The organism is Occallatibacter sp. (assembly GCF_036502485.1).
Lineage (GTDB): Bacteria > Acidobacteriota > Terriglobia > Terriglobales > Acidobacteriaceae > Telmatobacter.
In genome coordinates this window covers 1-12,663 of record NZ_DASXYM010000076.1, presented here as the reverse complement: position 1 = coordinate 12,663, position 12,663 = coordinate 1, and the positions used below count along the sequence as shown (strand labels likewise).

The window sequence follows — 12,663 nt, the reverse complement described above, 5'->3', positions numbered from 1 at the left end:
CACCCGGGTTGGCAGGGGCCCCGGATGATTTCAGGGCTCGTATTGGAGGCCGGTTTCGAGGCCGGTTTGGGTGGCGAGGCCCCAGGCCATGGCGGGGGTGTTGTGGGCGAAGCCGAAGCGGCCGTCGGGGCCGAGGAGAATGATGCCGCCGTGTCCGCCCAAGCGGTTGAAGAGGTAGGAGATGGCTTCGCGGGCGGCCATTTCCGGGGCGGTGCCGGCGGCGACGCGGTCAGTGGCCCACTTGCCGAGGACCAGCTTCATGATGGGTTCGCCCCAGCCGGTGAGGGAGACGGCGGCGGAGAGATTGTCGGCGTAGCAGCCGCAGCCGATGAGGGACGAGTCGCCAACGCGGCCGGGCGCCTTGTTGAGGGTGCCGCCGGTGGAGGTGCCGGCGGCGAGGTTGCCGGCAGCGTCGAGGGCGACGGCGCCGACGGTGTCATGGGAGTCGAGGTCCTGCGTGGCCGGCGAGCCGCCTTGGGGGCTGTGGATCACGGCTGTTTCCGGGCTTTTATCGTCGGCGTGGCCGGAGAAGGTTTCGTCGGCGAGGCCGGCGGCGGCGCGTTCCTGGGCGGTGCGCAGGCGCTCGCGCTCGCGGTGGAGCACAAGTTCCGCGTTGTCAATGAGTTCCATTCCGTGCTGGCGGGCGAAAGTCTCTGCGCCGGCTCCTACAAAGTAGACATGGGGGCTTTCTTCGAGGACGAGGCGGGCGGCCTGGATGGGGTTGCGGAGGCGCTCGACGCAGGCTACGCCGCCGGCTTTCATGCGGCCGCCGTCCATGAGGAGGGCGTCGAGCTGGACTCGGCCGTCCGAGGTGAGGAAGCTGCCGCGGCCGGCGTCAAAGGTGGGGTCGTCTTCGAGGACGGTGACGGCGGCGACCACCGCTTCCATGGCGGGTCCGCCGTCCTGGAGGACCTTCCACCCTTCTTCAAGCGCGTGGCGCACGCCGGCCTGGTGGGCGGCAGCGTCGGATGCGGGAATGGCCCAGGCGCCGCCGTGGACGAGGAGGACGGGGTGGTGCTTTGGGATCGACATGGCCGAGAAAAGGATAACGTGTGAGGGCGCGTGGTCAGGTTGGCAGGTGGAGGTGCCGGTGTTGATTCAGAGTTGATTCGGTTTGCGGCATTCTGCGAAATGCACCAGTTTTGGTGCAGCTGTGGAAAACTTGTCAAGCCCCCACCCCTGTGGAAAAGCGACTTAAGTGACTGATTCCGTTAGAGAAGAAAAATATGGAAATCTTGTCAAAGTACTATTCCCATTTTGCTATCTTTAAAACAGATAGGAAAACAGTGCCAAGATCGCGAAAGGGATTTGCCCTGACGCAGCCCGATTGGGCACGTTTTCATTGCCAGAAGCACCGGATCTGAGCCTCCGAGCACGATGGAGGGGGTTGAGGGCTTCAGGCTGACCGACATTCCAGAGCACAGTGAACCGGCCTTGATGGCCGGTTTTTTTATTGCCTGCCATCATCCGCCGCGGAAGCGGTCCGGAAAGGAAAAACATGCATACGAGCCGGACCAACAGAAGACATAACCGGGAGATTGAACGTCATCGCCGCAACAAGGGGCCGGAGATGTTCTGCAAGGCTGCTGATAACGAACTGCAGAGAAAGGCCGGCGATCTGGCCTCGAGCCTAGCCAAAGCCACGATCGAGCACGGCGACGTAGCCGCCGCCAATCTTTTGCTCAGCCTGGCGGAGACCGCCAGCTACAACGAAAATGCGAGCGGCTTCGAACGGGTGATGACGCTGGCGGAGAAGTGGGCGCGGGAGCCGCAGGTGGTGGATCTCGATACGATGCCGCGGTTGGAAGAGCCGGTACCTCGGCTGGCGTTAACGGACGGCAAGGCGTGCGCGATGGAGGGCAGCGAGGAAGAAGAGGAACCCGAAGATTCGGGGATCATTGACGCGGATTTTGAGATGGTGCCGCGGAGTCCGGGTGATTGAAGGGCCGGTTTGCGTGTGCGGGGACGATGATGATGGGGCTTTTTTGCATGACTGAAGTCTGCGCCTGTTACAAAGCCTGAATAGGTGAGTTATCGGCGGCTTGTGAAGTTGTCCCCTTGTTACAAAAGCATTTGTATTCTAGCCATCCATGTTATAAGCGCTTGCACCGTAGTCATGCCATGTTACAACGGCGCTCCTGGCGGAAGTCTCTGCACTGCCGGCGGAGAGTCGTTTTGTCACACAGAGTATGTTTCTTCAGGTATTTGTCTGAAGGCGTGACTTAGCCTGCGGGGCCTGCGGGCTTGCGCTGGGTTAGCGTGGGCACGCTGTGAACACCAACTTACGGGGCTTTCGATTCTCGCGGAGCAGGTCGCGGGATCGGAGGCCCTTTTTCATTTATGCGTCAGCTTGATCCAGGAGTTTTGAACATGCACGTCCTTCGCTCTTTTACAGAAACGGCCGCCGTACGGAAGCTCGCGATAAAGGTGGGGTTGGCCGCGGTTTTGGCCTTTGGGGTAGTGACGGCGGCGGCACACGCGCAGATTGTCCAAACCACCGCGGTGACGGGTACGGTGTATGCGGCGAGCGGGGCCCCGGTGTCGGGGACGCTGCAGGTCAGCTGGCCGGCATTCACGACCGCGGCGGGGCAGGCGATCGCGGCGGGTCGCATCAATGTGACTATTCCGGCAGACGGCAAGATGCAAGTGGCGTTGGCGCCAAACGTGGGCGCGTCGCCGGCCGGTCTCTACTACACGGCGATTTATCACCTGGCTGACGGAACTACGTCGACGGAGTACTGGGTGGTTCCCAATTCAATGCAAACGACGATTGGGCAGATCCGGGCGAAGGTGATGCCGGCGGCGCAGGCGGTGCAGGCGGTCTCGAAGACGTACGTCGACCAGTCGATTCAGGCGGCTGTGTCGAGCCAGATCACGCCTTCAGGGGGGACGATGACGGGGCCGCTCTATCTGGCCGGAGATCCGATGGCGCCCAATGAAGCTTCGACCAAGCACTACGTGGATACCAGTGTGGCGGGGTCGCTGCCACTGGGGGGCGGGACGCTGTCGGGTCCGTTGACGGCGACGAAGATCGGCGCGGTGTACCAGGTGGATCAGTTTCCGGGGGCGGACTTTGGCGCGCAGTTGCAGGCGTGCGTGAAGGCGGTGGATCCGGTGTATGGCGGGACGTGCGACGCGCGCAATTTTCAGGGCTCGCTGACGATGAGCGCAAACCTCACGATTGCGACGGGGAATATCACGATCAACTTACCTTGCTCCACGATTGCCACCGCGGCTTCGATTGTGGTTCCTGGCGGGACGCGTAATGTCACGCTCCATGGATGCGCGTCAAGGGGAACCAGCGCTGCGAGTGGCACAGAGGGCGGCACTGTCTTTCTATACTCCGGAAGCTCTTCACTCCTGGCCATCGGCGATCCGTCCTTTCTCGCCGATACGAAGGGATTCCGGCTGGACAATGCCGCCCTGAACACCACCGCTTCGACAGCGGCGTCGGCGCAGGGTATCGCGTTCTATCGCACGCAGGAGATTTCGCTGGCATCGCTCTACCTGCTGGGGAATGGGAATCAGACGGGGATCACGGTGGACGGCACGGGCAACTATGCGGGGGGGACGCTGGAGGACCTGCAGATCACGGGGTTCCAGAATGGCCTGAGCGGGATTGGGCACACGACGGACAATGCGGCGACGACGGACTGGATGAATGCTTCGACACTGATCCGGCTGCATGTGACGTGCCCGACGAGCAATGGCAATCCCATGGCGGGGACGATTGGCATCAATCTGAACGCAGGGGATGGCAACACGATTACGGGCGGCGATGTGGAGGGCTGCGGGACGGCTCTGCACCTGGGTTCAAATGCGGTGAACAACACGATTCTCGGTCTTCGCAACGAGAACTCCACGACGCAGATTCAAGCCGATAAGGGATCGAGTTACAACAACTGGATCACGGGCGGAACGATGTTCACGGGGAAGCTGGTGGACCAGGGTACGAGGAACTCCTTCCTGGACACATTTCACCGGTCGTTCAATGAGCTGAACGGCGACTGGTGGGGATCGCAGCAGGACGCGACGACCACGAATCATTTCCGGCTGGGGACTGGAACGGGCACGGAGCGCGGCATGCTGAGCCGCTATCAGACGGACTACGGGTACCGGTGGACGACGGGGCTGAGCGATGCATCGAGCGGGGAGCAGTACTACCAGGTGCTGGATGAATTGAACGGAGTGCAGAGGCTGCAGATTGGACAGTACCTGACGGCCAGCGCCAACACTGTGACGAACGTGGCGTTGAACAGCGGGGGCTGCTATGGGTCGAATACTGCTCCCACACTGACGATTGCCGGTGGCGGCGGCAGCGGAGCGGCGGGGACGGCCAACCTTGTGAGTTCGAGTTGCAGCGGCGGATACACGGTGGGCAGCGTCACGATGACGAACGGCGGCAGCGGGTACAGCGCGCAGCCGGTGGTGAGTTGGAGTGAGGGGAATCAGATTTCATCGCCCAGCGCTGTAGCGGAGATTTCTACGGCGGGGAGCACGGACAACCAGACGGTGATCAATGCGGCGGGGAGTGGAGCGATTGTGCTGAACGGATCGACCAATGCCGGCACTGGCGGTGTGGTGATTGGGTCAGGCGGTCCGGTGAGCACGACGGTGGCAACGATTGACAAGTCAGGCAATGCACATTTCACGGGCACGCTGCTCACGGATTCGACGGCGCAGTCAACGGGGACAATGACGGTGCGCAACAACGCCGATGCGGAAGTGGACTACTACCTGTGGCCGGGCCTGACGGCGAGCCAGAAAGGTTCGTTCACCTACAAGGATTTCACCGGGGCTAGCCAGTGGTACATGGTGAAGGACCAGAACAATAACTGGGCGCTGAACTCGGCGCTGGGCGGGATTGACTCATTCAAGGCGTACCAGTCGACTAACTCGGGAGATACGTACATCAATGCTTCAAACGCTGGCGGCACGGTGCGGGTGAATTACGAGACGGGATCGGGCGCGGCGTTCAATATCTATGGCGGTAACTCGTCGACCTTGTATGCGGGTTTCACGGCGGCCAATGCGATCAAGTTTCCGGGGCTGGCGGCGGCGAGCGCGCGGAACTGCCTGCAGATCGATACGTCGGGCTACCTGTCGAATACCGGAGGGCCGTGCGGAAATGGCGCCGGTACGGTGAATACGGGAACCGCAGGACAGATTGCCTATTACAGCGCCAGCGGTGCTGCCTTGAGCGGCACCACGACGGTGTCGGTGACGGCTGGTGGAACAGGAGCGGCGACAGCCGCGGGCGCGCTGACGAACCTGGGCGCGCTGGCGCTGACGGGCGGTACGGTGACCGGCACGCTGGGGGTGCGCAACAATGCCGATGCCGAAGTGGACTACACGCTGCAGGCGGGCGCCACGGCCGCGCAGAAGGCGGCGTTTGTCTACAAGGATTTCAACGGGAATAACCAGTGGTATGTGCTGAAGGATGCGAGCAATAACCTGTCGGTCAACTCGGGAGTTGGCGGTCTGGACAGCTTCAAGGCGTATCAGTCGACTAACTCGGGCGACACATATATCAATGCTGCGAATGCGACGGGGCATATTCGGCTGAACTACGAGGCGGGTTCGGGAGCGGAGACAGATATCTACTCATCAAGCAGCCTGGCGGCTGCGATCCTTAGCCCGACATCGATCAAGTTGCCGGGACTGGCTGCGGCCGGCGGCAAAAACTGCCTGCAGATTGATAGCTCCGGCTATATCTCGAATACAACGGCCCCGTGTGCTGGGAGCACCGGCACGGTGAATACCGGCGCCACCGGACAGATTGCTTACTACTTGGCGAATGGAACGGCAGTATCGGGAATGAACAGCGTCCCCCTGACGGCGGGCGGCACCGGCGCGGCGACGGCGGCGGGAGCGCTCTCGAACCTGGGAGGGCTTCCGCTGGCGGGCGGCACGGTGACGGGACAACTGACGGCAGCGCAGTTCAACGGGCCGCTGACTGGCAACGTGACTGGCAACTTATCCGGCAACGTAACTGGGAATTTAACTGGCAATGTGACCGGGACGGCTGCGAATGTGACGGGCACGGTGGCCTTGGCGAATGGCGGCACAGGCGCGGCGACGGCGGCGGGAGCGCTCTCGAACCTGGGAGGGCTTTCGCTGGCGGGCGGCACGGTGACGGGTCAACTGACGGCAGCGCAGTTCAACGGGCCGCTGGCTGGCAACGTGACTGGCAATGTGACTGGAAGTGTTACGGGCAACGTAGCGGGGAATGTGACGGGCACGGCTGCGAATGTGACGGGCACCGTGGCTGTGACGAATGGCGGAACGGGAGCAACGACGGCGGCTGGGGCGCTGGCCAATCTGCTGCCTGGAATAGCAAGCGACGGCAGCAATGGACTTAGCGTGCAGGGCAGCGCGGTGGTGAAGGGCAATGCGCAGTTCCAGGGCACGGTGGCTATGGGCAATCCGGGAGTTACATTCGCGGATAACTCGGTACAGACGACTTCGCAGCAGGGAGCTCTGACGGGGGCTGCGAATGATGCGACAGCTCGCGGAGCTGCGGCCCAGGCCGAGGCGGATGCGCAGAGTGGGCTCAGCAATGCCGCTGCGGCGCAGACGACGGCGAACAGCGCTCTGAATGGGCAGGCGAGTGATGCGACGGCTCGCGGAGTTGCGGCCCAGGCCGAGGCGGACGCGCAGACGGCAGGGACCAATGCCGCGGCGGCGCAGACGACGGCGAACGGCGCTCTGAATGGGCAAGCGAGTGATGCGACGGCTCGCGGAGCTGCGGCACAGGCCGAAGCGGATGCGCAGAGTGGGCTCAGCAATGCCGCTGCGGCGCAGACGACGGCGAACAGCGCTCTGAATGGGCAGGCGAACGATGCGACGGCGCGAGGGGCTACGGCCCAGGCCGCGGCGGACGCGCAGACAGCAGGGACCAATGCCGCCGCAGCGCAGGCCACAGCGGCGCAGGCAGCGACGGATGCGCAATCCGCGGTAACGACAGCGAACACCGCACAGACGTCTGCCGCACAAGCATCCAGCGACGCACAAACGGCAGCGGCGCAGGCTGCAGCAGCGGCCGCAGCGGCGCAGGCTGCAGCAGCCTATACATCCATGGTGGGATCGCTGCCCGCAAATGGAGCGACTTCCACCGGCACGGGGACCACCAATGTGGTTACGTTTCCGGGTACGGTGGCGGCAGTAACCAGCAGCACAACCGGAAGCGCAAGCATAGGCGCGGACTTGAACGTGAGCGGGGTGTTATCCGGGGGCGCCGTTGTGTCTGCCGCGGGGATCCGCGGCTACTCATGGTCGCAACTGCAGGCGCTGGGCCAGGTTCAGCTTGCCGGGTACAACGCGGGCAGCAGGTTGGGAGCAGGAGTTTTTCGGTGGACGAGCGTTCCGACGACGCCGGATAACTGTGTCTACTTCGCGGGGAGCGATGATCCGGCCGGCACGCATGGAGTTATGGCGCGTGTGATCTCGGACTACGTTTATCCGGAGATGTGCGGATCCTACGCGGACGCGACATATTACACGGTCTCCATCGCCAAAGGATCATCCGTACTGTTCGGCAGCAACTTCACCGCCTCCATGGCAGGTATGAAGGCACTGATACCGGCGGCCGGAGCGAGCGGTAAGACACTGGTGGCTACGATCACGGGCTATACGAATTCAACTCAACTGACTTTGTCTGTGGCGGCGGGTACGGCGGCGGCGGGAGTCGCTGCGCTCATCGGCACCGATGACACCCCATTCCTGCAGGCATGGGCCAAGTTGAACCAGAAGAAATCGATGCAGAGGGTCACTTACATCGTGAGCAATACGATCAACATTAACGGTGACAGCAGCAACCCTCTGACCAATACGCGGCAAGGCATGTTCGCTCCGATTGGCGCGACGATTGAGGAAATCACCGACGATGTGCCGATCATGACGGTGTTTAGTAATCGAAGCAGCTGGCGGTTTCCGCGCCTGCTCTATGCGAATGCCCAGGCGGCCAGCAACCTGAACGCAGTTGGACTGCTTGTGGATCCGTATCCGGGGCAGGGCGGGCTGTACATCTGCGATGAGATCAGCATGAAGATCGAGAATGCGGCGGTCGGCTTCTTTAATCCGCCGAGTGTCTCCAGCACGATTCCGTCCGGTGCTTCCCTGGGAGATACGAGCGTCACAGTAGCGAATGCGCAGACTAACGCTCTAGGGAATTTTCCCTGGATGAAACAGATGTGGGTTCAGATTCGGCTCCACGGGGGAGCGTGGTTTCCGGTTCGGATCTCAAATGTGGGTGGAACGATTCTTACGCTTACCTCTGCGCTTCCGGATTCAGTGGATGCAAACGCTCCGATTGTGTTCTCAATGAAGGCTCAGTCCGGATCGGTGGTGGGGCTGATGGGCCCGGCGGATTACAGTAACAACTTCACGGACATCTATATTGTGAATCCGTCGTTGGCGGGGTATGTCGACAGAAGCGTTGGAACGCACAACGAATACAGCAACTTTTATGTAACCGGGAATCTCCCTCCAGCAGGCGACAACCTCAATTGGCCGACCACGGCAACTAACGCGATCTACATTGCGGGCAGCGCCCAGAATCATTTTGGGATAGTCAATGTTGAGCACTTGAAACTCACTGGTTCCGCGATCATTTACTACTCCGGAGGCGCGGCGCCGGTATTTGATTCAATCCACTTTGAGGGTGACCGATTGACGACCAGCGGGACGGGCCTGATTGAGGGGCACACAAACTCCATGATCATCGGGAGCCTTGAACTGAATTACTGCTCGATGATTTCAGACGACGGCATTACGAACGTGGCGATATTGATGCCTTCGAACAGCAATGAACCGGGAGTCACAACATCGTGGATTCCGCGGGGAAAGTGGAAGATAGGGAGTCTCACAACGCAAAAGAACATAGTTACCTTTTCGGCGAATGCGGGCTCCCCAGTGGCTTTCCTTGTGAAGGATAACTCCGGCAGCAGTATAGATATTGAGATAGACGAGTGGAACACAATGCGGGACGGTGGTTTTTATCCGGCGGGACAGCTGGTAACCCCCGCGGGCAATGCGGCGCCATGGATTGGCAACAAGATGCCGAGGGATACCGTGGCATATGGTTTGCGTCTGGGAATGGCAACGCTGGCGGCGCAGCGACTGTATGCCGGGGCGGGATCCTATAACGTCAACAAGATCCTGGTTGCGAATGGAAGCAAATGGGTGAACGGAACACCAGCGGGCGGCATATATCAGGATGCAGCTCTCAGCACGCTCATGACTTCCAGCAACTCTCTTCCGTTGGCAGTGGGGTCGGCCGCCACCGCAGTTGTACTGCCGCTGGCCTCAGGAGCGCAGAACACCATGCTGAACAACCTGACGAACAGCGCATCTTTCCTGCTGACGGCGGCATCGACGACTTCGACGGTCACAACGTCTACGTCAACCTGGCTGACGGGGCGCAATGCCGGGGATAACCAGACTAATCTGGCGTACATCAATTTCACATCGGCTCACGGTTTAACTGCGGGGCAGGATGTGACCATAGCGGGGTCAGCGAATCCGGGGTTAAGCGGATCGGTGCATGCCTACGTGGTCGACGTGCCAAGTTCGACGCAGATTGTTTTGTACGTGGATAGCGCGACATGCACGATTACGCCTCCGGCGACAACGTCGACGTGCGGCACATCCGGCAGTCCGATTCCGGAGAGCGGACTGACGATCACGGTGAATCCTGTCGCAGATGTGTTTGTGATGGGCGATAAGGTCTCATAACTCCGCTGCGAGCAAAGTTAGAGCCGGACGCGTTCACGTTTTCTAGAAGGTCTGACGGATGGAGTGATGAGCAATGCCAGTTGATCAGGAAGAAGAACGAGACGCGAGTGCGATTGCGTCGGCAGAGTTTGACGCGGCTGCGCTTGACCTAGAGGAGTTACAGCGCCTCGGGGCCATTCTGGATTGCCGGCCGGTTTCGCTCGAGGGCCGCTCCGTGGCGGTGGAGCTGGCGGAGCGCCTGTTGTACGTGCGCACCAAGGACGGTACGACGGCTCCTCTGCGGGCAAACCGGGTGCAGCGGCTGTTTGAGCGCCGCCGGGGTGAGAAGAACATCGTGTTGAAGGCTCGGCAACTGGGTTTGACGACCTGGACGGCGGCGCGGTTCTTTCTGAAGACCATCACTCGGCCAGGCACGCTGACTCTGCAGGTGGCGCATACGCAGGAGGCGGCAGAGGAGATCTTCCGCATCGTTCACCGCTTTTATGACTGGCTGCCGGAGGAGCTGCGGGAAGGGGCGTTGCGCACGTCGAGGGCCAACGCACGACAGATCGTGTTTCCGGAGCTCGATGCGCAGTACCGGGTGGTGACGGCGGGGGATCGCAACGCCGGACGCGGACTCACGGTGCAGAACCTGCACTGCTCCGAGTTGGCGCGCTGGCCGGGGGATCCTGCGGAGATTCTTGCCGGGTTGCGGGCAGCGCTTGCTCCGAGAGCCGAGGTGATCCTCGAATCAACTCCGGAGGGTGTGGGCGGATGCTTTTATGACGAGTGGCAGCACGCGTACGAAACCGGAATGGTGCGGCACTTCTTTCCGTGGTGGCTGGAGGCACGCTATCGGGGGCGTGCTGTGGATGCAACTTCGCTCAATGAGGAGGAACGAGCGCTGATGGCGCGGGAGCGCCTGGATCTGCGACAGATAGGGTTCCGCCGGGATGTCCTCGCCAATCTGCGCGGGCTGGCGCGCCAGGAGTTTGCCGAGGATGCCGAGAGCTGCTTTCTGGCCAGCGGTGAGTCAGTGTTTGAGCTGTCCGCCGTGGATGCGCGTTTGGCCTTTGCGCCCGCATCGGTGGAAAGCAGGCGCAATGGCCAACTCGAGATCTGGCTTCCGCCGGTTCAAGGACGACGGTACCTGGTCGCCGTGGATCCGGCCGGCGGCGGGTCCGAGGGCGACTACTCTGCGGCGCAGGTTGTGGACGTGGAGACAGGCATGCAGTGCGCCGAGTTTGCCGCCCACGTGGGGGGGGTGGAACTGGCCAAGACGATCACCGAACTGGCCCACGAGTATAACGGCGCGGTGCTGGTGATCGAGCGGAACAACCACGGAACGGGCGTGCTGGCGTTGTGCGAGAGCGTGTGCGGCTATGGCCGGATTTATCGTGAGCACAACGCGGGATGGGGACAGCTGGGCTGGCTCACCACGTCGGTGAGCCGTCCGGCGGTACTGGGGCGGCTAAACGCGGCGCTGGTGGAGAACGCGGGGTTGTTTATGAGCCGCAAGCTGCTGGCCGAGCTGCGCAGCTTTATTCGACACGCAGATGGCTCGACGGGCGCAGCCGGCGGCACCCATGACGACCGGGTAATGGCGATGGCGATTGGCCTGGCGGCGAGGGCGGAGGTGGCGGCCGCGGGCGGGGATCCGGTTGTCAGGTGTGAACTGGGCAAGTGATCAGGCTGATGGAGCACTGACAGGGATGCATTTACAGCTTAGAATGGAGCTTCCATTTCAACAGGAGCTTGATGCCCACCGCCGCCACCCAACACATTCGCCGCATGCGCGGCGGCGCACAGGGGCAGCTGATGCTGGCGGCCGATAGCTATCTCTACGTGGTGAAGTTCCGCAATAACCCGCAGCACACGCGGGTGCTGGCGAACGAACTGCTGGCGTCGCGGCTGGCGCTGGCCGCGGGGCTGACGGTTCCCGAACCGGAGATTGTGGAAGTGTCGCAATGGCTGATCGATAACACGACAGAGATGCAGGTTGACTTTGGACGCCGTCACGAGCCCTGCGCCGCGGGCTTGAATTACGGGTCGCGCTTTGTAGGCGGGCTGATGCCGGGGCAGGTAGTGGATTACCTGCCGGAAGAGGAACTTGCGCAGGTGCGCAACCTGAACGAGTTTGGCGGCATACTGGCTTTGGACAAGTGGACCGGGAACGCCAATGGGCGGCAGGCGGTGTTTGCGAAGACGCCGCGGGAGCGGCGCTACAAGGCGTTCTTCATCGACCACGGTTATTGCTTTCACGCGGGGGGCTGGACCTTTGATGATCTGCCGCTTCGCGGGGTGTATTACCGGAACGAGGTGTATCGCATGGTGACGGGATTTGATTCGTTTGAGCCGTGGCTGACGCGGCTTGAAAAGCTGCCGATAGAGAGCATCTGGGCAGCAGCCAGCGACATTCCGCCCGACTGGTATGGCGGCGACATGAGCGCACTGGAGGCGCTGGTGGAGAAACTGATCCATCGCAGGCGCCGCGTTCGGGAATTGATTGACGATTTTCGCCGCTCCGATCGGAACCCGTTTCCCAATTGGGGCGTGCCGCCAGGGGATTTGCCTTCTGAGATCTGGCCGAATCAGGAATTCGGGGCTAGCATCGGGGGGAGAGTGAATTGAGGGAAGCCGGACATCAGCTTCAGCCATCAGCAGTTTTTGACTGAGCTGAAGGCTGATGGCCGATAGCACTTAAGAACAGCGATGCCGAACCGTTTGCCGTGTGCCTTTCAACTCGTCCGCTATACGCCCGACCCGGTGCGCAATGAGTTTGTGCACATCGGCGTGCTGTTGCGTGAGGAAGGCGGACGGCTCGATGTGCGGTTTACCCGTGATTGGCGTCGCGTGCGGTGCCTGGATCCGGATGCCGACACTGCCATGCTGGAGGGCATGGAGAACGAGCTTCGCCGGCGATTGCAGGAGGACCTGGGCAGGCCTGAA

6 protein-coding genes are annotated in these 12,663 nt (G+C 61.7%); 5 read left to right on the top strand and 1 reads right to left on the bottom strand.

Features of this window, described 5'->3' with window-relative positions; translation table 11 throughout:
• Positions 1-30 precede the first annotated feature (30 nt).
• Entirely contained in the window at positions 31-1,026 is a 996-nt protein-coding gene (locus tag VGL22_RS11080) for an isoaspartyl peptidase/L-asparaginase family protein (RefSeq protein ID WP_465267007.1), read from the bottom strand.
• A 472-nt stretch (positions 1,027-1,498) separates the two neighbouring features.
• Here VGL22_RS11080 and VGL22_RS11075 point away from each other — a divergent pair, with 472 nt between their 5' ends.
• The 5 genes from VGL22_RS11075 to VGL22_RS11055 all read left to right on the top strand — a co-directional run.
• A complete protein-coding gene (locus VGL22_RS11075) occupies positions 1,499-1,942 on the top strand; it encodes a hypothetical protein (protein ID WP_465266982.1) in 444 nt (147 codons plus the stop codon).
• A gap of 428 nt (positions 1,943-2,370) precedes the next feature.
• The gene (locus VGL22_RS11070; RefSeq protein WP_465266981.1) at positions 2,371-9,735 is read left to right on the top strand and encodes a hypothetical protein; all 7,365 of its coding nucleotides are present in this window, start codon (positions 2,371-2,373) and stop codon (positions 9,733-9,735) included.
• A gap of 73 nt (positions 9,736-9,808) precedes the next feature.
• Complete coding sequence (locus VGL22_RS11065) at positions 9,809-11,401, top strand: terminase (protein ID WP_465266980.1); 1,593 nt, start codon at positions 9,809-9,811, stop codon at positions 11,399-11,401.
• Between the two features lie 71 nt (positions 11,402-11,472).
• Entirely contained in the window at positions 11,473-12,345 is an 873-nt protein-coding gene (locus tag VGL22_RS11060) for a HipA family kinase (RefSeq protein WP_465266979.1), read from the top strand.
• Positions 12,346-12,426: 81 nt separating this feature from the next.
• The coding region (locus tag VGL22_RS11055) for a DUF3037 domain-containing protein (protein WP_465266978.1) at positions 12,427-12,663 on the top strand (237 nt) is incomplete at its 3' end.

Coding starts and splice junctions, on each gene's coding strand:
- VGL22_RS11075 (WP_465266982.1), top strand. CDS start 1,499: ATGCATACGAGCCGGACCAACAGAAGACATAACCGGGAGATTGAACGT.
- VGL22_RS11060 (WP_465266979.1), top strand. CDS start 11,473: ATGCCCACCGCCGCCACCCAACACATTCGCCGCATGCGCGGCGGCGCA.
- VGL22_RS11065 (WP_465266980.1), top strand. CDS start 9,809: ATGCCAGTTGATCAGGAAGAAGAACGAGACGCGAGTGCGATTGCGTCG.
- VGL22_RS11070 (WP_465266981.1), top strand. CDS start 2,371: ATGCACGTCCTTCGCTCTTTTACAGAAACGGCCGCCGTACGGAAGCTC.